Below are 22876 nucleotides of genomic sequence, written 5' to 3'. Positions count from 1 at the left end.
CACAATGACCTGGGTCATCCTAACAGGCAGGCAGAACGATCTCGACCAGGTGGCGACGCCGCACAAGATCATCACCAACCGCGACTATCTCGCGCATCCGGCGCTGTTTCGCGGCCAGCGGCCGAAGGTGATCAACCTTTCGAACAACTACGGTTATCAGAGCCGCGGCTATTATGCCTCGCTGCTCGCCGGATCGCGCGGCCACAAAGTGATTCCGACCGTCGAGACCATGATCGATCTGTCGGAGCGCAAGCTCTATGAGCATGCGTTGCCGGAACTCGAGCTCGCTCTCAACAAATGCCGCAAGGATCTCGACGGAACCTTTCCGACGAAGGTCGCAGTCTTTTTCGGCATCGGGCCCTCGAAAGTTTGGGACCGGTTCACCAAGCTCTTGTTCGACTGGTTTCGCGCGCCGGCGCTCGAGGTCCACATCAAGGACAGCGCCGAATGGGCTTCGATCCGCAAGATCGGCTTCCTGCCGCTCGCGCGCATGAGCGAGGAGCAAGAAGAAGTCTTCCTGCAATGCCTGGAGACCTACACCAACCGCGAGTGGCGCGACACCAAGGGGCGCACGCCGGCGCGCTACACGTTCGCGACGCTCGTCGATCCGCATGAGGAATTGCCGCCTTCGGAGATTTCGTCCCTGCGCTACTGGGCGAGGATCGCGGAGAAGATGGGCGTCGAGGTCGAGCCGATCACCAGGAAGGATTTGGCCAAGCTCGCCAATTACGACGCGCTGTTCATCCGCGAGACGACATCCATCTCCAACCACACCTACCGCTTCGCGCGCCGCGCCCAGCAGGAGGGCATGCCGGTGATCGACGACCCGCTGTCGATGATCCGCTGCACCAACAAGGTCTATCTCAACGAGCTGATGACCTACAACAAGGTGCCGGTACCGCCGACGGTGATGATTGCCGGCACCTCCGATTTGGAGCTCGCCGCCCAGACGCTGGGCTTTCCGCTGGTGCTGAAAATCCCGGACTCATCCTTCTCGCGCGGGGTCAAGAAATGCGAGAACCTTGCCGATCTGACAAAGCTGGCGACCGAGTGGCTGGAGGATTCCGATCTCCTCATCGCGCAGAAATTCATCCCCACAGAATATGATTGGCGCGTCGGTGTGCTCGGCGGCCAACCGCTGTTTGCCGTGCATTACCTGATGGCCAAAAAACACTGGCAGATCGTCAACCACAAGGCTAACGGCAAGCCCGATCAGGGCGGCATCAAGACCTTCACGCTGAAGCAGACGCCGCCGCACGTGGTCGAGACGGCGGTCAAGGCGGCGCGCTGCATCGGCGACGGGCTCTACGGCGTCGACCTCAAGGAAACCAAGGACGGCGTCTTCGTCATCGAGGTCAACGATAACCCCAATCTCGACCATGGCTGGGAGGATTCCGGCGAGAAGGACGAGCTCTGGGTGCGGCTTACGCAATGGTTCCTGGAGCGGCTGGAGCGCACTGGTCGCTAAAGCATTTTGCATCCGGACGGGATCGCCTGGCGTCGCTGAATCCGGCTAAGACAATCAACTGAATGGGGGCAAGATGCTGTTTTTCGTTGTCGAGGATTTTCGCGGCTGCGACCGCAAGGAAATCTACCGGCGGTTCCGCGATCGGGGCCGGCTGAAACCGGACGCGCTTGTCGTTCACCATAGCTGGATCGCAGGCGACATGAGCCGCTGCTTCCTGCTTGTCGAGGCCGATGACGTCACGCTGCTGCAGCGTTGGGTCATCGAATGGGCCGATCTGGTGGAGTTCGAGATCGTTCCGGTAGCCACCAGCAAGGACATGGTCGCGGCCCTGGCCGGGCATCTCTGACTGCTAGGCACCGAGCGCCGGCGACCTGACCGCGCGCACGCATTCCGCGATCAGCCACTCGCGAAACGCCGCCACCACATCGCGCCTTGCGCTGCGTTCAGGGATCGTCAGGCAATAAGGCTGGCGCAATTCCAGCGCTCGGGCAACCGGCCGGACCAGCCTGCCGTCTTCCAGCGCCCGGGCGCAGTAGATGCCTTGCGCCAGCGCCACGCCCAATCCCGACATGGCGAGATCGAGTGCGGCCCGCGACGAGTTGGCCGAAAGGCCGCGCTGGGCCGACCGGCCCGGCGCGATGCCCCCCGCCTCGAGCCAGTTGCGCCAGGACGGAAAGGCGGCACCGGTCGGGCCCCAGTCGGTGTGGATCAACGGCAGGCCGGCGAGAGTTTCCGGCTTGGCTGCACCGGCAAGGCTGGGCGCGCAGACCGGATAGACCGCATCCCGCGCGATCTCCTCGGTCGGATGCTCGCGATAGTGCGGGCCGTAGGATAGCCGGATGTCGACCATCTCATGGTCGAACGGCACAGGGTCGTCCTCGCCTCTCAGCGAAATATCCGCGGCGCCGTGGCTGGCGACAAAGCCGGCGAGGCGTTCGGAAAGCCAGCCCATCGCCATCGAAGGCGGCACCGAGATGACGAGCCTCGGCCGGAACGCATCGCCGCCTACATCCCGCGCGACGCTGCCGATTTCCTGGAAGGCCATGGTAAGCCTCGGCAACATCTCGACGCCGGCTTCGGTGAGCAGGACGCGCCGGTTGACGCGGTGGAACAACTTGCGGCCCATCTGTTCTTCCACGGTGCGGATGAGCTGGCTGACCGCCGCCGCCGAAATCGACAGCTCTTCCGCCGCTGCGGCAAAGCTGCCGCTGCGCGCCGCCGCCTCGAAGGCTTGAAGTCCGCGCAGGGAGGGAAGTGCGACCATGGCGACCCGAAAAGATAAGCTAAGCTTATCTATTTTGCAGAATTCCTCGTTTTTCGAAAGCTTTCTTTCTGCAGTACGGTAGCCTCATGAGCGCCATCGACCACACCATCGACCACCGCGACGTCATCGCCTCGCTGACCAATGAGGAGCGCAGCCGGCTGACCGGCAAGTCCGATCTGCCGGGCATCATCCAATTCGCCGTCCATCTCGGCGCCATCGTCGCTCTCGGCGCGCTGATCGCGGCCAAGGTGCCGTACTGGCCGGTTCTGATGCTGCCGCAGGGCATCCTGATCGTGTTCCTGTTCACGCTGCTGCATGAGACCGTGCATAGGACGGCCTTCGAAACGCAGTGGCTGAACGATGCCGTCGCGCGGCTCTGCAGCCTGGCGATCGCGCTGCCGGCCGACTGGTTCCGCTATTTCCATTTCGCCCATCATCGCTTCACTCAGGACCCGCAGAACGATCCGGAGCTGGCTTTCCCGAAGCCCGAGACCTTGCGACAGTACATCGTCCATGTGTCTGGCCTGCCGGTGTGGTGGGGTCATTTCAAGACGCTCTACAGAAATGCCAGCGGCCGCTGCCGGGACAGCTATGTGCCGTCGAAAGGCTTGCCGAAAGTCCAGGCCGAAGCGCGGGCGATGATCGCCTTCTACCTCGTCGTGCTGACGCTTGCGATCTCGCTCAAGGCGACAGTGCTCCTCTACATCTGGCTCGTACCGGCGCTGCTCGGGCAGCCCTTTCTCAGGCTTTATCTGTTGGCCGAGCATGGCCGCTGCCCCTTCGTCGCCAATATGCTGGAAAACACCAGGACGACGCTGACCAACTGGCTCGTGCGCAAGCTCGCCTGGAACATGCCCTACCATGCCGAGCACCACGCCTATCCGGGTGTGCCGTTCCATCAATTGCCGGCTTTTCATCGGCTGATCGCGCGGCATCTCAAAGTGGTAGAACCCGGCTATGTGAGCTTCCACGAGAAATATTTCGAGACGCTGCGCTGACCGGTGCCTGGCATCAACCGGATCGGCGAAGCTTTTCCTGCGAGCGCAGCAGGCGGCTCATCTCCGAGGCCCTGGCCGGCGCGCCGATCAGAAAACCTTGCGCCTCGCCGCAGCCGGCCTTGCGCAGCATGTCGAGCTGCGCTTCGGCCTCGACGCCTTCGGCGGTGACGGTGATGCCGAGCTCGGCGCCGAGCCCGATAACCGTGCGCACGATCGCCGCCGTGTCGCGCTTGTCGAGATCGTGGATGAAGGAGCGGTCGATCTTGATCTTGTCGACCGGGAAGCGCCGCAGATAACCGAGCGAAGAATAGCCGGTGCCGAAATCGTCGAGCGCGATGCGCACGCCGAGCCCGCGCAATTGCCCGAGCGTCCTCAGCACGCTGTCGCTCTCGTCCATCATCACCGTTTCGGTGATTTCGAGTTCCAGCCGGCTTGCTGGCAGGCCGGAAAAGGCGAGCGCCGCAATCACGCTGCGGGCGAAGCCGCCGCTCTTGATCTGGGCCGCCGAGACGTTGACCGCCATGCGCACGTCCTGCGGCCAGCCCGCCGCCACGCCGCAGGCCTTGCGCAGCGCCCAGTCGCCGAGTTGCACGATCAGCCCGGTTTCTTCGGCCGCGGCGATGAAGTCTTGCGGCGGCACCAGCCCGCGCGACGGCGAGCGCCAGCGCATCAGCGCTTCGGCGCCGACGATCTCGCCGGAGGCGATGTCGAGAATCGGCTGGAAATCCAGTTCGAACTCGCGCCTCGGGAGTGCAGCCTCGAGGTCGGCCTCGAGCGCCAGGCGCTCCCGCACCATGGCATCCATGCCCGGCTCGAAGAAACGGTAGATGTTGCGCCCCTCGCTCTTGCCCCGGTAGAGCGCCATGTCGGCATTGGTGAGCAGCGTATCCGCATCCTGCCCGTCGCTGGGATAAAGCGCGATGCCGAGGCTCACCCCGACATGCATTTCGCGGCCCTTGTCGCGATAAGGCTTGCCGATCACCTCGATAATGCGCTTGGCCAGCTTCTCGGCGTCGACCGCGTTTCTGATATTGGATTGAATGATGGCGAATTCGTCGCCGCCGAAACGCGCCACCACGTCCTTGTCGCTGCGCAGGCAGCGTTGCAGGCGTTCGGCCACCCTTTTCAGCAGCCAGTCGCCGGCCGGATGCCCGAACGTATCGTTGACGGCCTTGAAGCGGTCGAGGTCGAGCGAGAAGATCGCCACCGGCGCGGCCTTGGCCTCGCTCAATGCCTGGTCCAGGCGCTCGCGGAACATCGAGCGGTTGGGCAGGTTGGTCAGCGTGTCGTGATGCGCAAGATGCGTCATGCGCTCTTCGGCGCGGCGACGCTCGGTAACATCGTCGAAGGTCACGACCCAGCCGCCGCCGCTCATCGGCTGCCGAACCACCAGAAAAGTCCTGCCGTCGGCAAGATAGCGGTAAGCCGACTGCATTTTCCCTGCTCGCAGGCAGGCTTCGGTCCTGGTGACTTCGCTGTCGACGTCGATCTTGGTGTAGATGCCGAGTTCCAGCAGTCGTTTGAGCGCGTCGCGGTGTGTCGTTCCAAAAGGGAAATCTGTCGCGGCGACGTTGTAGAGCTCGAGAAAGCGCTGATTGCGCACGATCATCTTGCCGTCGGCGTCATACATCAGCAGGCCTTGCGACATGTTGGCCAAAGCGGCGTCGAAGCGGCGATGCTGCTCCTTCAGTTCCTCTTCGGAGCGCCGCTGCACGGTCACGTCCTCGTAGATCGACACCCAGCCGCCGGAGGCCAGCGGCCGATGCGAGATGACGATGATGCGCCCGTCCGCCAGCGTCTCCTCATAAGTCGAGGGCTTGGCGCCGTCGATATAGGGTTTGCGGACGGCGTAGAGCTGCTCGGCGGTTTGCGAGGCGATGCCGATTTCGACGCTGTGCTGCAAGATGTCGAAGAAGCGAATGCCGGGCTTCGTGACTTTGGCGTCGAGGCGGAAGAGGTCGATGTAGTTTCGGTTGCAGATGATCATGCGCTCGTCGGCGTCGAACATGCACAGGCCATGCGACATGTTCTCGACGGCGGCCGAAAAGCGCTCGTTTTGTGCGCGAAGTTCCTCCGCTATTCGTCGAACCGGGCCAATACCGGTTGCCTTCCGCCTGACTGCGGCCGAACCAGCCTTGACATGAGCAACGGGCATGAGCGCGCCTGCCGACGGTGACTGAACAGTTTACTGTCGTGGCCGCCGGTTAATTTAGCGTTCTTTTATTTGACGGAATTGGCAGCGAGAAAAGGCTGGCGTTTAGCTTCCAGCGCCGCGAATCGTTTCAGAAATGCCGCCTGCGCCCAGGTCACCGAGCGTGGAGTGAAGTCGAAATGGTCGGCGGAAAAGCTGCGCGGCCGGCCGAAATACTCCGTCGCCTCCGCGGTCGAGAAGCCGGCAAGCAGCGTCGCTTCGTAATAGGCGGCGATCTGGTCGGCGCGCTTGATGTCCTTGCGCAAGGTGGAACCGAGCTCGGCCGGCAGCGAGAAACGTTGATGGATGGCGCGCTGCAGCCTGAGCTCGCAGTCCTTGTAGGAGCCGCCCATCACCGATTTGAAGGGGGAGATCATGTCGCCGATGACATATTCGGGCGCGTCGTGCAGCAGCGCCGCGAGCCGCGCCTCGGCGGAGGCGGCCGGCACCAGCTCACCATAGAGTGCCTCGACCAGCAGCGAATGCTGAGCCACCGAAAAGGCGTGCTCGCCGCTGGTCTGGCCGTTCCAGCGGGCGACGCGGGCGAGGCCATGCGCGATGTCGGCGATCTCGATGTCGAGCGGCGAGGGGTCGAGCAGGTCGAGCCGCCGGCCGGACAGCATGCGCTGCCAGGCGCGCGGCGGCGCTCCCGCCCTGTCGGCCGCCATCAGGCCTCCTCCGCGCTGACGGTGTCTTGCGGGAAGGAGAATTTCGCCCAGCCCGGGATGGCGAGCGTCACCGGGACGTCGCCGGCCATGATCGGGTCGCGGGCATCGAGCGCTGCCTTGACGCGGTCGATGCGGGCGATTGCGAGGCCGCGTCCGCCGCTTACCGAACCCAGCGTGCCGACCGGCCGGCCGGCGACGGTGAGCTCGGTACCGGTCGCAGGCAGGGAACCCTCGGCTGTGGCGACCAGCACGCGGCGTCGCGCGGTGCGGCGATGCTGCATGCGCGAGACGACTTCCTGGCCGACATAGCAGCCTTTCTTGAAGCCGACGCCGCCGGTCTCGTCGAGGAGAACGTCATGTGGGAAAGCGTCACCGAGCTGGTAGTCGCTGCCGCTTTCGGCGATGCCGTTGGCGATACGCAGGGCCTGCCATGCGCCGGCATCGCCGCTGTCCTGAACTGCGCCCTCATATGTGCGCCTGACCTCCACCTCGCGGAAGCGCGTGTCGGCGAGCGAAGTTGAATTGGCAAGTGAGGCGGTTGAATCATCGCCCCATGCAACCGTGACAAGCGCCTGATCCTGCTTGGCAATCTCGGCCTTTGCCCTCAGCCGGTAAAGCATCAGCCGGCGCACGAAGTCATCGGCTATGTCGGTCCGGCATTCCAGCCGGAAGCCGTTCTCGCCGGCGCGAGAGATGAGAAAATCGAACAGGATCTTGCCTTGCGGCGAAAGCAGCGCGCCGGGCTTTGCCTCGCCGGCGCCAAGCGCATCGAGATCGGTGGTGAGGATGTTTTGCAAAAAATGTTCGGCATCCTGGCCTGACACGGAAATGAGCGCGCGGTCTTTCAGCAGGGCAAAGGGCATGGGCGTGAAGTCGGCCTGATCTTGCAAAAATGATGGTCATTACGTAAGCCGGCCACACTCCCCCCGCAAGAGATTGGACCAGTCCATGGCAACCACCTTCGACCTCATCCTGACAGGCGGCACGGTAGTCAACCATGACGGTGAAGGCCGGCGCGATGTCGGCGTGAAGGCCGGGCGTATTGCCGCGATAGGCGATCTCGGCCAAGCGTCGGCCGGCGAGACGATCGATTGCACGGGCCTGCACATCCTGCCCGGCGTCGTCGACAGCCAGGTGCATTTCCGCGAGCCGGGACTGGAGCACAAGGAGGATCTGGAAACCGGGTCTCGCGCCGCGGTTTTGGGCGGCGTCACCGCGGTCTTCGAGATGCCCAACACCAATCCGCTGACCACCAGCGAGGCGGCCCTTGCCGACAAGGTGCGGCGCGCCACCGGCCGCATGCATTGCGACTTCGCTTTCTGGGTTGGCGGCACGCGCGACAATGCCGGCGATGTCGGCGAGCTCGAGCGGCTGCCAGGAGCTGCCGGCATAAAAGTCTTCATGGGCTCGTCCACCGGCGACCTGCTGGTCGAGGACGACGAAGGCGTCGCCTCCATCCTGCGCAACACCCGCCGCCGCGCCGCTTTCCACTCCGAGGACGAGTTCCGTCTGCGCGAGCGGCTCGGTCTGCGCGTCGAGGGCGATCCCTCGTCGCATCCTGTCTGGCGCGACGAGATCGCGGCGCTGCGCTGCACCGAGCGCCTGGTGCGCATCGCGAGACAGACGCGCGCGCGCATCCATGTGCTGCACATCTCGACGGCCGAGGAGATCGTTTTCCTCGAGCAGCATAAAGACGTCGCTACATGCGAGGCGACGCCGCATCACCTGACGCTCTCAGCTGACGACTATGCGCGGCTCGGCACGCTGATCCAGATGAACCCGCCGGTGCGCGCGGCGCGCCACCGCGACGGCGTCTGGCACGGCATTGCGCAAGGGATCGTCGATGTGCTGGGGTCCGACCACGCGCCGCACAGGCTGGCCGAGAAGGCGAAGCCTTATCCTGCCTCGCCTTCGGGCATGACGGGCGTGCAGACGCTGGTGCCGATCATGCTCGACCATGTCAACGCCGGCCGGCTCACTTTGCAGCGTTTCGTCGATCTCTCCAGTCATGGTCCGCAGCGCATCTTCGGCATGGCGGGAAAGGGCCGCATCGCCGCCGGCTACGACGCCGATTTCACCGTCGTAGACCTGAAGCGCCGCGAGACCATCACCAACGCGCAGGCTGGCTCCAAGGCGGGCTGGACGCCCTATGACGGCAAAGAGGTCACCGGCTGGCCGGTCGGCACCATCGTGCGCGGCAACCGGGTAATGTGGGACGGCGAGATCGTCACGCCCGGCCAGGGCAGGGCGGTGGAGTTTTCCGAGGCGCTGGCGGCTTAGGCCACGTTGGATTTCTTAAGCGCGCCCTGCATTATGAGTGCCTGCAGCTGCGGGAACTTGCCCTGGTCGATTTTCTTTCTTGCAAATGCCGACGGTGGGAGCCGATGCGATTCCGGCTCTGCGAGAGGAGGCAAACCGCATATGGCCGCAGACCAAAATTGGCAAGGGATGAGCTTCTGGCTCAATCCCCGGCGACGAAGAACAGCCACTGGCCGGCGGGCGTGATGCCGACGCGATAGAAGATATAGGCGCCGAACTGCTTCATGTCGTCATAGTCGCTTGCGGTGACGAGTTTGAACAGCTCGACGCGCTGCCTGGGATCCAGCTTGTCGAGCGGCAGCGCGAAGAAATACGGCCAGACATAGAGCTCCTGCGGCGTGCCGGTGTCGACATGGACATAGCCGGCGCTGAGCACCTCTTCCAAAATGGCGAGAATCTCCTGGCCGTCGCCGTCGCCGGAGAGTCCCTTGAGGAAAGCGACCGGGTCGCCCTCGATGTCGCCGAGCGAAAGCTGCGTCATGGATTCGCCCGAGCCGATCAGCGGCCGAAGTTTCTCGATATCGCCGCTCTTGCAGGCCTCAATGATCAGGCCGTGCATGCGTTTGACCGGTTCGGGAAGCTTGTCGAGGTCGTAGACGACGGGCGGCGGCGGCGAATCCGGGTCGGAGCGCGGGCTGGTGATGCCGCCGCTGCCGGTTGGCGCTTCCGGCGCGCTCTTGTCCGTCTCGTCGGCCGGCTGGCTGTTGTCGGAGGGTTTGGTGCCGGGCGCGGCCGGCATTGGCACGGTGGTCCCCGGAGCGGTCGTTTCGTCACTGGTGGACGGAGTGACCGGCGAAGGCAACTCCTCGCGTTGGATCTCGCTTAGCGCATAGCAAGGCGTGCTGGCGAGGCAGATTGTCAATGGCCCGGCGCAGGAAGCAGTGATCCAGATGCCGAGGGCCAGCCCGCGCGGCCTGCCTGCCAACGAAAATCTCACCCCTTGCCTCTCCATGGTTCCGGGCTCGCTAGGGCAATTCCAGAAAACTGTGCAATGGTTTCCGTCCGGAATTGCGAAAAACTAATGGCTAGGCGGCGGGTATGATGCCCAAACGGCGCGTCGCCGTCAAAAGCAGCCAAAGCGGGCGGGCTAGTGCCTGAGCCGTTCCGGCTCGAACGCGCCGGAGATCACCTTTTCGCGCATGCGGTCGAGCAGGGCCAGCGCTGAGGTCTCACCATTGGCGCGCAGCATCTCGCCGAAGGCGGTTTCCAGCGCAGCCTCGGCGATGATTTCGGGCTCGATGCCGGCCGACAATCCTTCCGCCCAGGCTTCGCTGTGGCTCTCCACGGCGGTCAGGCGCTTTTCTTCCCTGACCAACGCGTCGATGTCGCTGACGCCATGTTCCATTGCGATGTCCACCTTTTCAAGCGTCGGTCCGGCAAGGCACCGGGCTTGACTTGCCAGTTCATGCGCTGCTCGTACAAGTGCTTGTAAATACGACATTTCTGCAGTCGCAATCTACATATCGAGCAAGGCTGCGATCAATTCCGACCGAGCTTAGCCGATTAGACCAGCTTGCGGCATTAAAACCTTCAGTTTGAGTTAATTCCGCATTTGTCCACTAACGTTTCATTAACATTGTTGCACAAGCGCAACAGATGATTGCACCAAGGCGCAGCCTGATACAATAAGGCCGGCCACATTGGAGCGATTTGTCGGTGGATAGTCGCGATCGATGCCGGTCCTCAATTCCCGTAGCGGGAAGCGATATCGCGCGACAGCGTCTCGCCTTCCTTCATGTAGCGGGCAATGGCCTCGGTGGCCGAAGGCGTGCACTGCGTGTAGGTGCCGCTGAAGGAGCGGTAGCCGCGATTGAAGGAGGCGATGAAGCGGGCGCGCCGGTTGGGATCGGGATTTTCCGTCTCAAGCAGCTTTTCCATCTCCAGCCGCCACTGGTCGCCTTTCTCGCCGCAGAGATTGCGCAGGAAATGCAGCGAACCCAGCACCTCGGCAAGCCGCATCAGCCCGGGCTCGAACGGCGCCTCGGCCGGCGATGCCGGCTGCACCGTGACGGCCATGCTGATGGCGAGGCTTGCGGCGAGAAAGGGGGAGGCGCGGGTCATCAGGGCCTTGCGATGGAAGAGCAAGGCTTTGTGGCGAAACATTTTGTCGCCTGCAAGGCCATTCTGGGGTCACCGCTCGGCGGCTTGCACAGGGCCAAGCAACTCCTCGGCAACTTCAAACACATCGCCCGCCAGCGGCATCGCCGCCATTTCCGCCAGCGTGTAGAACGCCGCCGTCTCGGCGTCATCGCTCGCTGCCGGCTCGCCGCCGACATAGGCCGCGCCGAACACCGTCAGCAGATAGTCGACCGCGTGGTGCTCAGCGCGGCCGTCGATATGGATGTCGCGCAGCGGGTGGTAATCCTTCGCCTGGAGCCCGGTTTCCTCCTTGAGTTCGCGCGCCGCGGCTTGCGCCAGCGTCTCGCCCGGCTCGACCTTGCCGCCGGGATACGCGTAGAGCCCTTGCGAAGGCGGCCGCGCCCGCTTGACCAGCAGCACCGTCTTGCCGCGCACGACGGCGACGGAGACTGCCGGGATAATCTTGCGAACCTTGTTCATGCGTTGCGAATCGCGCCGGCTGCCAGCTTGGTTGTGGACCGGACAGCTTTAGCGGTTGCGGCGCGGCGGTTCCATCGCCACTTTCATGGCGATCCCGACCGAAGAGCCAATCCATGTGCGGACGCTTTGCCCTGACCGCCTCGCCGGACCAGACCGCCGCCATTCTTGGCCTGGCGGAGCTGGAGGCGTTTCCGGCCCGCTACAATATCGCTCCGACGCAGCCGGTGCTGATGGCGTTCGCCGGTCCGCCAAGAGCGCCAGGCTCGAACCTGCCTGACCGCCAGGCGATGCTGGTGCGCTGGGGGCTGATCCCGACTTGGGTCAAGGATACGAAGGAATTTCCGCTGCTCTTCAACGCGCGCTCGGAAGGCGTGCTGCAAAAGGCATCGTTCAAGACCGCCATGCGCCATCGTCGCACGCTCGTGCCGGCCTCCGGCTTTTATGAATGGCAGCAGTCGGGGAGCGCCAAGAGCCAGCCCTACTGGATCCAGCCGCGGCGGGGCGGGGTGATCGCCTTCGCCGGTCTGATCGAGACCTATGCCGAGCCGGGCGGTTCCGAGATGGACACCGGCGCGATCCTCACCACGCGGGCCAACGCCGGCACCGCCCATATCCACGACCGCGTACCGGTGGTGATCGAGGAACGCGATTTCGCCCGCTGGTTGGATTGCCGCACGCAGGAGCCGCGCGACGTGCTCGACCTCCTCAAGCCCGCCGAGCCCGATTTCTTCGAGGCGATTCCGGTTTCCGACCTCGTCAACAAGGTCGCCAACACCGCGCCGGAGATTCAGGAGAGGGGCATGGTCGGGCCTCACCCCGACAGGGTCAGGCGCCAGAAACCCGGCGCGGACGAAAACCAGATGACCCTGTTTTAGCGAAGGCTGCTAGCGGAGGCCTTCCATCTCCAGGACGAGCATTGGCGTCGCCCTCATTGCCGGCACTCCGATCTTCGGAGACTGCGCCGGTCCTGCCGTTTCAGGCGGCGCGCGGCGAGATGATCTTCTGCGCCGGCTTCTTCTTCTTCGCGGTGTGAAGAAGGGCTGCGACGATGGCCGCAGGGCCGATCGCGCGGTAGTGGCTGGCGAGCGGCTGTTGCGCCGGTCGGCTTTGTTCTTGCTTACTTCGAGGCATTGTTCTCTTCCCTGGTAACGTTTTCGTGTCTGGGTTTGGTGGTCGATTCGGACCAAATCGTGACGTTTGGCGGTCTAGTCCGATAATGTTTCATCACTGTGCCGAGATGCTTAATAAAATGTTTCGGCCCGTTTTTACCTGTGATGGAACGACAGCTTTCCCGAGTTGAGCGACTTGACGGCAACACCTGCGGACGCGATAAAGCCGGGCATGAAAACGTCTTTCGCCATTTGTGGCATTTGCATTATTGGCTAGCCTCGCGCTGGTCCGGACGTTTTCGCCTTATCTTCCCCTAGATTGGACAAACGCCCCGGCCAGCAGGCTGGAGCCCGATTTGCGCCCGCGCGCGGGGAGGCTCCGTCCAACATAAGGGATCGGAAGGGCACGCATGTCTGACACATCGAAGGGCCTCAGCCTTTACAACACGCTGACGCGGACAAAGGAGCGTTTCGTTCCGATCGATCCGCAAAACGTGCGCATGTATGTTTGCGGCCCGACCGTTTACGACTTTGCCCATATCGGCAACGCGCGGCCGGCGATCGTCTTCGACGTGCTGTTCCGTTTGCTGCGCCAACTCTATGGCGAAAAGCACGTCACGTATGTGCGCAACATCACGGATGTCGACGACAAGATAAATGCGCGCGCCCTGCGCGATTTCGGCACCGAGATCGAAGCCGGGAAGCTTTCGCTGAACGACGCGATCCGGCGCGTCACCGAAAAGACCGCCGACCAGTACCACAAGGATGTCGCGGCACTCGGCTGCCTGGAGCCGACCTACGAGCCGCGGGCGACCGAGTTCGTCGCGCCCCGCGCCGACGGCAAGGCCGACATGCTGTCGCTGATCGCGCAGCTCATCAAGCGCGGCCACGCCTACGTCGCCGGCGGCGAGGTGCTCTTCGACACCGCCTCGATGCCCGATTATGGCGAGCTTTCGAAGCGCAATCTCGACGAGCAGCAGGCCGGCGCCCGCATCGCCGTCGACGCCCACAAGAAGAACCCCGGCGATTTCGTTTTATGGAAACTCTCGAGTCCGGAAGAGCCCGGCTGGGAAAGCCCGTGGGGCAGGGGCCGTCCGGGCTGGCACATCGAATGCTCGGCCATGTCGGCCGCCTATCTCGGCGAGGTCTTCGACATCCATGGCGGCGGCCTCGACCTGATCTTCCCGCATCACGAGAACGAGATCGCCCAGTCGCGCTGCGCCCACGGCACCAAGGTCATGGCCAATGTCTGGATGCACAACGGCTTCCTTCAGGTCGAGGGCCAGAAAATGTCGAAGAGCCTCGGCAATTTCTATTCGATCCATGAGCTCTTGGAGACCGAGACTTTCGGCGGCAGGAAATGGCCGGGCGAGGTGCTGCGGCTGGCGATGCTGATGACGCATTACCGCGAGCCGATCGACTTTTCCGTGCGCAAGTTGGAAGAGGCGGAAAACACGCTGCGCAAATGGAAGCGTGCGGCCGATCTAGCGCCCGCGGCGGCGGGGGACCTGCCGTCCGACGTGCTGGAGGCGCTGTCCGACGACCTTGCCACCTACGCTGCCTTTCAGCGATTGACGCAGCTTGCCGGCGAAGCGGTGGAGTTCACTGGCGCCGGCGAGGACGCCGCCGCGGCTTCGCTGAAAGCGGCGCTTGTCTTTCTGGGTTTCGATGTCGGCGCAGCGAAGGTGGACGAAACCGTGATCGCTGAGGCGATCGCCAGGCGCCTGAAGTTCATCGCCGATAAGAATTGGCCCGAAGGCGACCGCATCCGCGACGAGCTTCTGGCGCAAGGCGTTCAGCTCAAGGACGGCAAGGATCCTCTCACCGGCCAGCGGGTGACGACCTGGGAGATCAAGCGATGAGGGTGGCGCAGGGGATCGTTTCAGGACTGGCGGAGGCGCCGGTGACGTCCAATCTCCCCCCTTGCGGGGGAGATGTCCGGCAGGACAGAGGGGGGTGCGAAGGAACTCCAGGGTTTGAGTTTTCCCACTCACACACCCGCTATTTCCTAGGAGGGCAGCACTCTCTCGTTGCTACGTCGGCGGGACAGCACCCCCCTCTGTCCTGCCGGACATCTCCCCCGCAAGGGGGGAGATTAGCTCGGGCGTGCGATTTCGTTAATCGCAAACGTGAGGGCGTGTAGCTATGGGCCACGACCTCGTTCCATCCCGTCAGCGCAATAACGCCAAGTCCATGCGGCGTGCCATGACGGATGCCGAGCTGAAACTTTGGAACGAGTTGCGTGCCCACCGCTTGATGGGCATGAGCTTCCGGCGGCAGGTGCCGATCGGACCTTATATCGTTGATTTCGCGTGCTCGGCCCATCGCCTCATAGTCGAGGTCGATGGCAGCCAGCATGGCGATGCGGAACACTTAAACCGTGACGAGGCAAGAAGTGGCTATCTAGCTGCAAGCGGCTGGACCATCCTGCGCTTCTGGAACGACGACGTGATCCGCGATATCGACAATGTCTGCCAGCACATCGTCATTGCGGCCGGCCTGGCCGGGGCCGAAGTGCCGGAGACCGCAACGCAGGAGCTCGTTCCATGATCGATCATCTCGGCATCAGCGTTTCCGATTTCGAAAAGTCCAAGGCCTTCTACGACAAGGCGATGGCGCCGCTTGGCGCTTCGCTGCTCTACATGGTGCCGGAGGAATATACCGGCGGCGCCAAGGTCGGCGGCTATGGCCGCGACCGGCCGGTGTTCTGGCTGAGCGCGGGCAAGGAGAAGCCGAAGGACCATCAGCATGTCGCCTTCACCGCGCGCAGCCGCGCCGAGGTCGACGCCTTCCATGCCGCGGCCCTTGCGGCCGGCGGCAATGACAATGGCGGGCCGGGGCTGCGTCCGCATTACCACCCCAATTATTACGGCGCCTTCGTCTTCGATCCCGACGGCAACAATGTCGAGGCGGTCTGCCATGATCCGGAGTGAGCTCGATGGGAGGGATCGATGAGCCTTGATAACCGGCCGGTCTATACGGGCGGGTGCCAGTGCGGCGCCGTACGTTTCCGCGTTGAGGGCGCCCTGGGCGATGCCTCGGTCTGCCATTGCCGCATGTGCCAGAAGGCGAGCGGCAATTTCTATCTGCCGCTGGTCTCGGTGCGCGGCGCCAGGCTGGACTGGACGCGCGGCGAGCCGAAGCGCTTCCGGTCGTCCAGCGCGGCATGGCGCGGCTTCTGCGCCGAATGCGGCACGCCGCTGACCTTCGAGGCGCCGGACGGCGTGGCGCTGGCGATCGCCGCCTTCGACGACCCGGCCGGCATCGCGCCAACCATTCAGTGGGGCGTCGAAGCGAAGCTTCCCTATGTCGACGGCGTTTCGAAACTGCCCTCCGAGGAGACGATGGGCGATATTTCGTCGGCGCCTTATCTCGCCGAGCTCGTCTCCTATCAACATCCCGATCACGACACGGACCAATGGCCGCCGGAGGAAAAACCATGACCGATGAAATTCGAACCGGCGGCTGCCAGTGCGGCGCCGTGCGCTTCCGCGTCCACGGCAAGCTCGGGCGCCCGTCCATCTGCCATTGCCGCATGTGCCAGAAACAGTTCGGCAATTTCTTTGGCGCCCTGGTGACGGTGCCGAAGGATGGCGTCGAATGGACCCATGAGGAGCCGAGCTATTTCCAGTCCTCGGTCAACATCGATCGCGGCTTCTGCCGCCGCTGCGGCACGCCGCTCACCTACCGCCAGCCGGGCGGGCTGGAGATCGCCATCGGTGCCTTCGACGATCGTTCGGACTTGGCGCCGCAGATCCAGGTCAACTACGCGGTGCGGCTGCCCTGGGTGGAGAAGATCTTCGAGGCGCCGGTCCACGACGACCCCGACTACTATCGACGGCAGGAGCAGATCATCTCCTTCCAGCATCCCGATCACGAGACGGCCAACTGGCCGCAGCAGGGACTGAAACTATGACGATCCACAGCAGCTCCTTGCGCACGCTCTATCCCGAGATCGAGCCGTTCGAAACAGGCATGCTCGATGTCGGTGATGGCCACACCATCTATTGGGAGCGCTGCGGCACCAAAGGCGCCAAGCCAGCCGTGTTCCTGCATGGCGGCCCTGGAGGCACCATCTCGCCGAAACACCGGCGGCTGTTTGATCCGAAACTCTACGACGTCATCCTGTTCGACCAGCGCGGCTGCGGCAAGTCGACGCCCAACGCCTCGCTGGAAGCCAACACCACCTGGCATCTCGTCGCCGACATCGAACGCCTGCGCGAGGTGGCGGGCTTCGACAAATGGCTGGTGTTCGGCGGCTCGTGGGGCTCGACGCTGGCGCTGGCCTATGCCGAAACGCATCCCGAGCGCGTCAGCGAGCTCGTCGTGCGCGGCATCTATACGCTCACCCGCGCCGAGCTCGAATGGTACTATCAGTTCGGCGTCTCCGAGATGTTTCCCGACAAGTGGGAACGTTTTTTGGCGCCGATCCCCGAGGCCGAGCGCGGCGACATGATGGCGGCCTACCGCAAGCGGCTGGTGGGCACCGACCGCAAGGCGAAGGTCGAGGCGGCGCTTGCCTGGAGTCTGTGGGAAGGCGAGACGATCACGCTTTTGCCGGAGCCGGAAACCAGCACGCCTTTCGGCCAGGACGACTATGCCATCGCCTTCGCCCGCATCGAGAACCACTATTTCGTCCATGCCGGCTGGCTGGAAGAAGGACAGCTGCTGCGCGATGCCTGGAAGCTGAAGGACATCCCCGGCACCATCGCCCACGGCCGCTACGACATGCCGTGCCCGGCGCGCTATGCCTGGGCGCTGCACAAGGCCTGGCCGAAGGCGGATTTCCACCTCATCGAGGGCGCCGGCCACTCGTATTCGGAGCCGGGGATTCTGGACCGGCTGATCCGGGCGACGGATAAATACGCAGGCAAATAACCATGCAGGTTTGTGCTCTACGGCGCCCCCGGCGCGAAGGATCTCGACTTTTCGAGCTACAGCCATGATGAAGCAACGCCTCTACCTCTTCGACACCACGCTGCGCGACGGCCAGCAGACGCCGGGCATCGACTTTTCCGTCGAGGACAAGATCGCGATCGCCAAGCTGCTTGACGAATTCGGCATCGACTATGTCGAGGGCGGCTATCCCGGCGCCAACCCGACCGACACCGCCTTCTTCCATCAGAAGCGCACGGAAAGCGCGAAATTCGTCGCCTTCGGCATGACCAAGCGGGCAGGGGTTTCGGCCTCCAACGATCCGGGGCTGGCGGCGCTGGTGCAATCGAAGTCGGACGCGATCTGCTTCGTCGCCAAGAGCTGGGACTATCACGTGCGCGTGGCGCTCGGCTGCACCAACGAGGAGAACCTTGAGTCGATAAAGGTCTCGGTCCAGGCGGCGGTCGCCGCCGGCAAGGAGGCGATGGTCGACTGCGAGCATTTCTTCGACGGCTTCAAGGCCAATCCGGCTTACGCGCTGGCCTGCGCCAAGACGGCCTATGATGCCGGGGCGCGCTGGGTGGTGCTATGCGACACCAATGGCGGCACGCAGCCTTCGGAAGTGCGGGCCATCGTCGAGAAGGTGATCGCGGGCGGCATCCCTGGCGACCATCTCGGCATTCATGCCCATGACGACACCGGCCAGGCGGTGGCGAATTCCCTTGCCGCCGTTGAGGCCGGTGTGCGCCAGATCCAGGGCACGCTGAACGGCATCGGTGAGCGCTGCGGCAACGCCAATCTGGTCACAATCATCCCGACGCTCGCGCTCAAGCCGGCCTTCGCCGATCGCTTCGAGACAGGCATTTCGGCCGAAGCACTGACCGGCATTTCGCGGCTCTCCCGCGCTTTCGACGAGTTGCTCAACCGCGCGCCGGAAGCTCAGGCGCCCTATGTCGGCTCATCCGCCTTCGCCACCAAGGCGGGTATCCATGCCTCGGCGCTGGCCAAAGAGCCGGCGACTTACGAGCATGTGCCGCCGGAAGCCGTGGGCAACCGCCGCCGTGTCATGGTCTCCGACCAGGGCGGCAAGGCCAATTTCCTCGCCGAATTGAAGCGGCGCGGCATCGACGTGCCGAAGGACCACAGCCGGCTCGACGCGCTCATCGCCATCGTCAAGGAGCGCGAGGCCGAAGGCTACGCCTATGAGGGCGCCGACGCCTCCTTCGAGCTCTTGGCCCGCAAGACGCTGCACGGCCTGCCGGAGTTCTTCAACGTCACCTCGTTCCGCTGCATGGTCGAGCGCCGCTTCGATGCCAATGGCAACCTGAAGACCGTGTCCGAGGCGATCGTGAAGGTGATGGTCGACGGCGAGGAGAAGATGTCGGTGGCCGAAGGCCACGGCCCGGTCAACGCGCTCGACATCGCGCTGCGCAAGGATCTCGGCAAGTATCAGAACGAGATCGTCGACCTCGAGCTCGCCGACTTCAAGGTGCGCATTCTCAACGGCGGCACCGAAGCCATCACCCGAGTGCTGATCGAATCGCACGATTCCACCGGCGCCCGCTGGTGGACGGTCGGCGTATCGGAAAACATCATCGACGCCTCCTTCCAGGCGCTGATGGATTCGATCATCTACAAGCTGATGAAGAACCGTGATATGGCTGGCTTAGTCGCGGCGGAGTAGGTTGAACCATCATCAAAAGTCCATTGATCCATCAGAATTTTGCGATGGTCTTGGACGGTCCCCTGGGCCATAGCGTTGGGCCATGGTCACCGCAACAGCCGATCTCGATCAAGACGCCAAGGCCCGCCGCGGCTTCCTTTTGGCCCTCGGCGCCTATTTCCTCTGGGGGCTGTTGCCCTTCTACATGAAAGCGGTGGCGCACCTGCCTCTGATCGAGGTGATCTCGCACCGGATCGTTTGGTCGGTGCCGATCGCCGCTGCCGTGCTGGTTTGGGCCGGCCGCACCGCCGACTTTAAGGCCGCGATCCGCTCGCCAAAAAGCCTCGCCATGGCGGCGCTGACGGCGACGCTCATCTCGGTCAACTGGGGCATCTATGTCTGGGCGATCGCAGTCGACCGCACGGTCGAGACGGCGCTCGGCTACTATATCAACCCGCTGGTCAGCGTGGTGGTCGGCGCCGTTCTCCTCGGCGAACGGCTCGACCGGCTGCAGATCGCGGCGGTGGCGCTGGCCGCCATTGCGGTGACCGTGCTTACTGTCGAGGCCGGCAAATTACCCTGGGTATCGCTGGCATTGGCCTTCTCCTTCGCCGCCTACGGCTTCTTCCGCAAGACGCTGCCGATCGGGCCGAGCCAGGGCTTTCTGCTTGAAGTTCTTTTGCTGTCGGTGCCGGCGCTTTGCTACATTGCCTACCTGATCGCCGCGGGACAGGACCATTTCATCTCCAGCACCGGCGCCGACACCGCGCTGCTGATCGGCTGCGGCCCGGTGACCGCGGTGCCGCTTCTGCTCTTTGCCTTCGGCGCCAGGCTTTTGCGCCTCTCCACCATCGGCATCATGCAATATATCGCGCCGACGATGGTGTTCCTGATCGCCGTCCTGATCTTCGATGAGCCGTTCGGCACCACGCAGGCCATAGCTTTCGCCCTTATCTGGACTGCGCTGGCCATGTACAGCTGGTCGATGTTCAGAGGGCGCGAGGTTCGCCAGGCGGGTCCCGCGACGAGGTGAGGGCGGCAAATGTACCAGCTTTATATCGGCAACAAGAACTATTCGTCCTGGTCGCTGCGGCCTTGGCTGCTGATGCGGACCCTCGACATTCGCTTCGAGGAGCGGCTGACGCCGTTCCCGACCGGTTCAAGTTTCAGCCTCTTCCGGTCATTCTCGCCGAATGGCCGCGTACCCTGCCTGGTCGACGATGGCTGGGCGGTGTGGGATTCGCTCTCGATCGTCGAATATCTGGCAGAGCGTCATCGAGGCGTCTGGCCGGCCGATGCGAAAGCGCGCGCATGGGCGCGCTCCGCCGCCGCCGAAATGCATTCGAGCTTTACCGCGCTGCGCAATGACTGCCCGATGAGCTGTGGCGTGCACGTCAAGCTGGCATCGATGTCCGCTGCGCTGAAGCACGATCTCTTCCGCCTGGGCGACTTGTGGAACGACGGCCTTGCGCGCTTCGGCGGACCGTTCCTTGCCGGAGACCACTTCACCGCGGTCGATGCCTTCTTCGCTCCGGTCGCTTTCCGGGCACAGTCCTATGGACTGGCATTCGAGGGCGCTGCCGCTGCTTATCCCAAGCGGTTGCTCGATCTGCCTGCCATGCGCGAATGGTATGCGGCCGGTCTCGCCGAGACATGGCGCGAGCCGGACCATGAGGCGGAAGTCCGCGCTGCCGGTACGGTCGTCGAGGATCTGCGCGCAAGCGCATAGGACGCTAAACCCGGCCCAGCCGCCGCACGACCATGTAGACGATGCCGGCGACGACGACCGCTATCGCCGTCACCACCCAGAAGCCGAGCGCCGTGTCGACCAGCGGGAGCCCGCCGACATTCATGCCGAACAGGCCGGAGATGATGGTCATCGGCAGCAGCACCGCGGTCATGACGGAGAGGATGTAGAGCAACTGGTTCAACCGCTCAGTCAGCTTCGCCATCAGTTCGTCCTGCAAAAGCCGGGTTCGCGCCTGCAACTGCTCGCCGTCGTGATGCAGCGTATGCGCGCGGTGCGAGAGCCTTGCCGCCATGTCGCCGGTCGCTTCCGCTATAAAAACACGACTGAACAGTCCTACTCCTGCTGTCCCGCCAACGCCGCCTGAACGGCCGCCATTCCGGGATCGCGACCCTTGAGCAGATCGTCGATCGACCATGGCGCGGCAATGTCGGGCTCCAGCGTCTTGAGCGCAACCGGCTTGCGGCCCTTGCCTTTGTCGATGGTGGCGACAAGCACGGGCGTCGTGCCCGTGGCGGAACTCGGTTGCGCCATGCCGACGAAACAATCGGCGTAGGCCTTGCAGCCGTTTTGAAGGTCATAGCGCTGCGTCGCGGACTGCAGCGTGAGGCCCGAATGCGGCAGCGTCACCTGCTGCTGATCGGCGAAGAACATCATGCGGTCGCCGGGCGCTTCGCCGACCAGTGTGACCCTGTCCCCGCCAGCCTGCTTGAGATAGGCGACGTCGACAATTCCCGCCGAAAAGGTAATCGGGCTTTCCAGCACGAACAGCCGTCCCGGCGGTTTGACGCGGGACGGCCAGGAACTGAGCGCATCGCGGGTCAGCATCAAGTTGCCGCCGGTGTTGAAGCGCATGTCGAGGACGAGGTTCTTGCGGCCGAGGCGGACCCGGGCGGCTTCGACCTCAGCCAGGAAATCGGCGATCTTCCCGGTCTTGCCGTCGACGTTGCGTCTGATCTCGGCGACGATGCCATCGAGTTCGGGCGCATCGCGCCAGCGGAACGGCTGTTCCTGATCCTGCAGCGGCCAGGGCGCGCGGCCCTTGGGAAAAATCTTCACCCAGTCGCGGCGCTGCGGCTCCGGGGCGAGCTTGCGGTCGATGATGCGGCCGTCGGGCGTCTGGAAGCGAAAGGTCGCGTCGCCGGCGGCATTGGCGAGCCCGAGCGCATGCAGCAGGTCGGGCCGGACGATCGCGTCGGTCGCCTCGATGTCGCGCCATGCCGCCACGCCGCCATGCAGGCTGCGCAGCGCCGAGGACACTTCAGCAGCCGGATGGCCGTCGATGCCGGCGAGTCGGCTGCCCAGCAGATCGCTGTTTTGGGGGCTGGCCGCTATGACGTAGAAGGCGCCGTCGATGGGTAGCAAAGACATCGCCACACCATTGGCGCGCGGCAACTTGCAGGTCGTGTGACCATTGTCGGCCAGTGCCGCGATCTGGCAGAGATCGACAGCGAAGACGGTCGCGTCGGTCGGACCTGCCGCGGTTTCGAGCGCCTGCAGCCGCGATGCCGCTTCCACGCGGGCGGCGCTGGAAAAAGACTTGTCGACATCGAGGAAGTCGTGACGGAAGACTTTCAGATCCTCGACCTGTTCGTCATGCGAGGTGGCCCAGTCCGGACTTTGCGCGGTCGTCTGGCCGAGCGCCAACAGGCTGAGCAGGGGCAAGGCGAGCAGCCGGGCAAAGGTCATGGCTTCCCTCTCGATCGCGATCCGGCCCGCTGCCGATAAAGCTGAGGAATAGGGCAGCTTCGCACGTCGCTGCGTTCACATCTTTGCGAGCGGGCTGGAGTGGGGTCCCGCTCGGAGGCTGCGGTTGCGCCGGGACGGGAACGACCGTCCGACCGTCGAAAGGCGGTCCGCCGCGCGGGCCGGGTTCACCCCGTTAAAGCCTTGTCATCATTGGCCGGCGCGGCGCGGCCGGTCACTCTCACGCGATGGGGGCACGGTCCCCGAACAGCTCGCCCGGGCGTGCATTTTTGAGTGTGGTCTTCAACCTAACCCATTCAATTCTTACG

General features: G+C 63.9%; 25 protein-coding genes. 14 read left to right on the top strand and 11 right to left on the bottom strand.

Features of this window, described 5'->3' with window-relative positions:
- Positions 1–4 precede the first annotated feature (4 nt).
- Together P9254_RS17130 and P9254_RS17125 are read left to right on the top strand one after the other, a co-directional pair.
- On the top strand, positions 5–1468 hold the full coding sequence (locus tag P9254_RS17130; protein WP_067321133.1) for a RimK family protein: 1464 nt from the start codon (positions 5–7) through the stop codon (positions 1466–1468).
- Positions 1469–1541: 73 nt separating this feature from the next.
- Positions 1542–1814 carry a DUF3303 domain-containing protein gene (locus P9254_RS17125; RefSeq protein ID WP_067321136.1) on the top strand — a complete coding sequence of 91 codons (273 nt, stop codon included), beginning with the start codon at positions 1542–1544 and terminating at the stop codon, positions 1812–1814.
- A gap of 3 nt (positions 1815–1817) precedes the next feature.
- Here P9254_RS17125 and P9254_RS17120 read toward each other — a convergent pair whose 3' ends face one another.
- Positions 1818–2732 carry a LysR substrate-binding domain-containing protein gene (locus P9254_RS17120; protein ID WP_278056389.1) on the bottom strand — a complete coding sequence of 305 codons (915 nt, stop codon included), beginning with the start codon at positions 2730–2732 and terminating at the stop codon, positions 1818–1820.
- A 107-nt stretch (positions 2733–2839) separates the two neighbouring features.
- Here P9254_RS17120 and P9254_RS17115 point away from each other — a divergent pair, with 107 nt between their 5' ends.
- Positions 2840–3730 (top strand): fatty acid desaturase family protein, encoded by an 891-nt coding sequence (locus P9254_RS17115; RefSeq protein ID WP_067321245.1) that lies wholly within the window; start codon positions 2840–2842, stop codon positions 3728–3730.
- A gap of 13 nt (positions 3731–3743) precedes the next feature.
- Here the strand turns inward: P9254_RS17115 and P9254_RS17110 are convergent, their stop codons facing one another.
- From P9254_RS17110 to ygfZ, 3 genes are all read right to left on the bottom strand, one after another.
- Positions 3744–5756 carry a putative bifunctional diguanylate cyclase/phosphodiesterase gene (locus P9254_RS17110; protein WP_245307405.1) on the bottom strand — a complete coding sequence of 671 codons (2013 nt, stop codon included), beginning with the start codon at positions 5754–5756 and terminating at the stop codon, positions 3744–3746.
- Positions 5757–5950: 194 nt separating this feature from the next.
- Positions 5951–6589, bottom strand: a complete 639-nt coding sequence (locus P9254_RS17105) for a YfbR-like 5'-deoxynucleotidase (protein WP_095781517.1) — start codon at positions 6587–6589, stop codon at positions 5951–5953.
- A complete protein-coding gene (ygfZ, locus tag P9254_RS17100) occupies positions 6589–7452 on the bottom strand; it encodes a CAF17-like 4Fe-4S cluster assembly/insertion protein YgfZ (protein ID WP_278056394.1) in 864 nt (287 codons plus the stop codon). The genes P9254_RS17105 and ygfZ overlap by 1 nt, the downstream gene beginning before the upstream one ends.
- Before the next feature lie 85 nt (positions 7453–7537).
- Here ygfZ and P9254_RS17095 point away from each other — a divergent pair, with 85 nt between their 5' ends.
- The gene (locus tag P9254_RS17095) at positions 7538–8869 is read left to right on the top strand and encodes a dihydroorotase (RefSeq protein ID WP_278056395.1); all 1332 of its coding nucleotides are present in this window, start codon (positions 7538–7540) and stop codon (positions 8867–8869) included.
- A 181-nt stretch (positions 8870–9050) separates the two neighbouring features.
- Here the strand turns inward: P9254_RS17095 and P9254_RS17090 are convergent, their stop codons facing one another.
- From P9254_RS17090 to P9254_RS17075, 4 genes are all read right to left on the bottom strand, one after another.
- Positions 9051–9845 carry a hypothetical protein gene (locus P9254_RS17090; protein ID WP_127246235.1) on the bottom strand — a complete coding sequence of 265 codons (795 nt, stop codon included), beginning with the start codon at positions 9843–9845 and terminating at the stop codon, positions 9051–9053.
- Positions 9846–9995: 150 nt separating this feature from the next.
- Entirely contained in the window at positions 9996–10253 is a 258-nt protein-coding gene (locus P9254_RS17085) for a hypothetical protein (RefSeq protein WP_066997401.1), read from the bottom strand.
- A 338-nt stretch (positions 10254–10591) separates the two neighbouring features.
- Positions 10592–10969 carry a TIGR02301 family protein gene (locus tag P9254_RS17080; protein ID WP_127246608.1) on the bottom strand — a complete coding sequence of 126 codons (378 nt, stop codon included), beginning with the start codon at positions 10967–10969 and terminating at the stop codon, positions 10592–10594.
- Positions 10970–11038: 69 nt separating this feature from the next.
- Positions 11039–11467: an NUDIX hydrolase gene (locus tag P9254_RS17075; RefSeq protein WP_127215599.1), complete on the bottom strand. Its 429-nt coding sequence runs from the start codon at positions 11465–11467 to the stop codon at positions 11039–11041.
- A 113-nt stretch (positions 11468–11580) separates the two neighbouring features.
- Here P9254_RS17075 and P9254_RS17070 point away from each other — a divergent pair, with 113 nt between their 5' ends.
- Positions 11581–12342: an SOS response-associated peptidase gene (locus P9254_RS17070; protein ID WP_127246234.1), complete on the top strand. Its 762-nt coding sequence runs from the start codon at positions 11581–11583 to the stop codon at positions 12340–12342.
- Positions 12343–12442: 100 nt separating this feature from the next.
- Here P9254_RS17070 and P9254_RS17065 read toward each other — a convergent pair whose 3' ends face one another.
- Complete coding sequence (locus tag P9254_RS17065) at positions 12443–12598, bottom strand: hypothetical protein (RefSeq protein ID WP_082953737.1); 156 nt, start codon at positions 12596–12598, stop codon at positions 12443–12445.
- Positions 12599–12986: 388 nt separating this feature from the next.
- On the opposite strand from P9254_RS17065, the gene cysS reads away from it, so the two are divergent.
- From cysS to P9254_RS17020, 9 genes are all read left to right on the top strand, one after another.
- Complete coding sequence (gene cysS / locus P9254_RS17060; protein ID WP_278056398.1) at positions 12987–14438, top strand: cysteine--tRNA ligase; 1452 nt, start codon at positions 12987–12989, stop codon at positions 14436–14438.
- Positions 14439–14721: 283 nt separating this feature from the next.
- The gene (locus tag P9254_RS17055; RefSeq protein WP_127246232.1) at positions 14722–15126 is read left to right on the top strand and encodes an endonuclease domain-containing protein; all 405 of its coding nucleotides are present in this window, start codon (positions 14722–14724) and stop codon (positions 15124–15126) included.
- A complete protein-coding gene (locus tag P9254_RS17050) occupies positions 15123–15509 on the top strand; it encodes a VOC family protein (RefSeq protein WP_278056400.1) in 387 nt (128 codons plus the stop codon). The genes P9254_RS17055 and P9254_RS17050 overlap by 4 nt, the downstream gene beginning before the upstream one ends.
- 18 nt (positions 15510–15527) lie before the next feature.
- Positions 15528–16019, top strand: coding sequence for a GFA family protein (locus P9254_RS17045; protein WP_095800104.1), 492 nt, complete (start codon positions 15528–15530; stop codon positions 16017–16019).
- Entirely contained in the window at positions 16016–16492 is a 477-nt protein-coding gene (locus P9254_RS17040) for a GFA family protein (protein WP_095777832.1), read from the top strand. The genes P9254_RS17045 and P9254_RS17040 overlap by 4 nt, the downstream gene beginning before the upstream one ends.
- On the top strand, positions 16489–17454 hold the full coding sequence (gene pip, locus P9254_RS17035; protein WP_278056402.1) for a prolyl aminopeptidase: 966 nt from the start codon (positions 16489–16491) through the stop codon (positions 17452–17454). The genes P9254_RS17040 and pip overlap by 4 nt, the downstream gene beginning before the upstream one ends.
- A gap of 64 nt (positions 17455–17518) precedes the next feature.
- Positions 17519–19135: a citramalate synthase gene (gene cimA / locus P9254_RS17030; RefSeq protein WP_278056403.1), complete on the top strand. Its 1617-nt coding sequence runs from the start codon at positions 17519–17521 to the stop codon at positions 19133–19135.
- Between the two features lie 82 nt (positions 19136–19217).
- Positions 19218–20147, top strand: a complete 930-nt coding sequence (rarD, locus tag P9254_RS17025) for an EamA family transporter RarD (RefSeq protein WP_095800101.1) — start codon at positions 19218–19220, stop codon at positions 20145–20147.
- 9 nt (positions 20148–20156) lie between these two features.
- A complete protein-coding gene (locus tag P9254_RS17020) occupies positions 20157–20843 on the top strand; it encodes a glutathione S-transferase family protein (protein ID WP_278056404.1) in 687 nt (228 codons plus the stop codon).
- Between the two features lie 4 nt (positions 20844–20847).
- Here P9254_RS17020 and P9254_RS17015 read toward each other — a convergent pair whose 3' ends face one another.
- Entirely contained in the window at positions 20848–21156 is a 309-nt protein-coding gene (locus P9254_RS17015; RefSeq protein ID WP_278056406.1) for a CorA family divalent cation transporter, read from the bottom strand.
- Positions 21157–21197: 41 nt separating this feature from the next.
- The gene (locus P9254_RS17010; RefSeq protein WP_278056408.1) at positions 21198–22550 is read right to left on the bottom strand and encodes a hypothetical protein; all 1353 of its coding nucleotides are present in this window, start codon (positions 22548–22550) and stop codon (positions 21198–21200) included.
- Positions 22551–22876: the final 326 nt, after the last annotated feature.

The organism is Mesorhizobium sp. WSM4983 (assembly GCF_029625765.1).
Taxonomy (GTDB): domain Bacteria; phylum Pseudomonadota; class Alphaproteobacteria; order Rhizobiales; family Rhizobiaceae; genus Mesorhizobium.
The sequence above is the reverse complement of the archived record's forward strand: the minus strand, read 5'-3'. Positions and strand labels throughout refer to the sequence as shown.

Bases quoted from the DNA above. Each gene is read 5' to 3' on its own strand.
- P9254_RS17120 (WP_278056389.1), bottom strand. From the start codon at position 2,732: ATGGTCGCACTTCCCTCCCTGCGCGGACTTCAAGCCTTCGAGGCGGCG.
- P9254_RS17110 (WP_245307405.1), bottom strand. From the start codon at position 5,756: ATGTCGCATGGCCTGTGCATGTTCGACGCCGACGAGCGCATGATCATC.
- P9254_RS17015 (WP_278056406.1), bottom strand. From the start codon at position 21,156: ATGGCGGCAAGGCTCTCGCACCGCGCGCATACGCTGCATCACGACGGC.
- P9254_RS17095 (WP_278056395.1), top strand. From the start codon at position 7,538: ATGGCAACCACCTTCGACCTCATCCTGACAGGCGGCACGGTAGTCAAC.
- P9254_RS17045 (WP_095800104.1), top strand. From the start codon at position 15,528: ATGAGCCTTGATAACCGGCCGGTCTATACGGGCGGGTGCCAGTGCGGC.
- P9254_RS17105 (WP_095781517.1), bottom strand. From the start codon at position 6,589: ATGGCGGCCGACAGGGCGGGAGCGCCGCCGCGCGCCTGGCAGCGCATG.
- P9254_RS17085 (WP_066997401.1), bottom strand. From the start codon at position 10,253: ATGGAACATGGCGTCAGCGACATCGACGCGTTGGTCAGGGAAGAAAAG.
- P9254_RS17080 (WP_127246608.1), bottom strand. From the start codon at position 10,969: ATGACCCGCGCCTCCCCCTTTCTCGCCGCAAGCCTCGCCATCAGCATG.
- ygfZ (WP_278056394.1), bottom strand. From the start codon at position 7,452: ATGCCCTTTGCCCTGCTGAAAGACCGCGCGCTCATTTCCGTGTCAGGC.
- P9254_RS17055 (WP_127246232.1), top strand. From the start codon at position 14,722: ATGGGCCACGACCTCGTTCCATCCCGTCAGCGCAATAACGCCAAGTCC.
- cimA (WP_278056403.1), top strand. From the start codon at position 17,519: ATGATGAAGCAACGCCTCTACCTCTTCGACACCACGCTGCGCGACGGC.
- pip (WP_278056402.1), top strand. From the start codon at position 16,489: ATGACGATCCACAGCAGCTCCTTGCGCACGCTCTATCCCGAGATCGAG.
- P9254_RS17075 (WP_127215599.1), bottom strand. From the start codon at position 11,467: ATGAACAAGGTTCGCAAGATTATCCCGGCAGTCTCCGTCGCCGTCGTG.
- P9254_RS17010 (WP_278056408.1), bottom strand. From the start codon at position 22,550: ATGACCTTTGCCCGGCTGCTCGCCTTGCCCCTGCTCAGCCTGTTGGCG.
- P9254_RS17070 (WP_127246234.1), top strand. From the start codon at position 11,581: ATGTGCGGACGCTTTGCCCTGACCGCCTCGCCGGACCAGACCGCCGCC.
- rarD (WP_095800101.1), top strand. From the start codon at position 19,218: ATGGTCACCGCAACAGCCGATCTCGATCAAGACGCCAAGGCCCGCCGC.
- P9254_RS17125 (WP_067321136.1), top strand. From the start codon at position 1,542: ATGCTGTTTTTCGTTGTCGAGGATTTTCGCGGCTGCGACCGCAAGGAA.
- P9254_RS17130 (WP_067321133.1), top strand. From the start codon at position 5: ATGACCTGGGTCATCCTAACAGGCAGGCAGAACGATCTCGACCAGGTG.
- P9254_RS17040 (WP_095777832.1), top strand. From the start codon at position 16,016: ATGACCGATGAAATTCGAACCGGCGGCTGCCAGTGCGGCGCCGTGCGC.
- P9254_RS17050 (WP_278056400.1), top strand. From the start codon at position 15,123: ATGATCGATCATCTCGGCATCAGCGTTTCCGATTTCGAAAAGTCCAAG.
- P9254_RS17065 (WP_082953737.1), bottom strand. From the start codon at position 12,598: ATGCCTCGAAGTAAGCAAGAACAAAGCCGACCGGCGCAACAGCCGCTC.
- P9254_RS17020 (WP_278056404.1), top strand. From the start codon at position 20,157: ATGTACCAGCTTTATATCGGCAACAAGAACTATTCGTCCTGGTCGCTG.
- cysS (WP_278056398.1), top strand. From the start codon at position 12,987: ATGTCTGACACATCGAAGGGCCTCAGCCTTTACAACACGCTGACGCGG.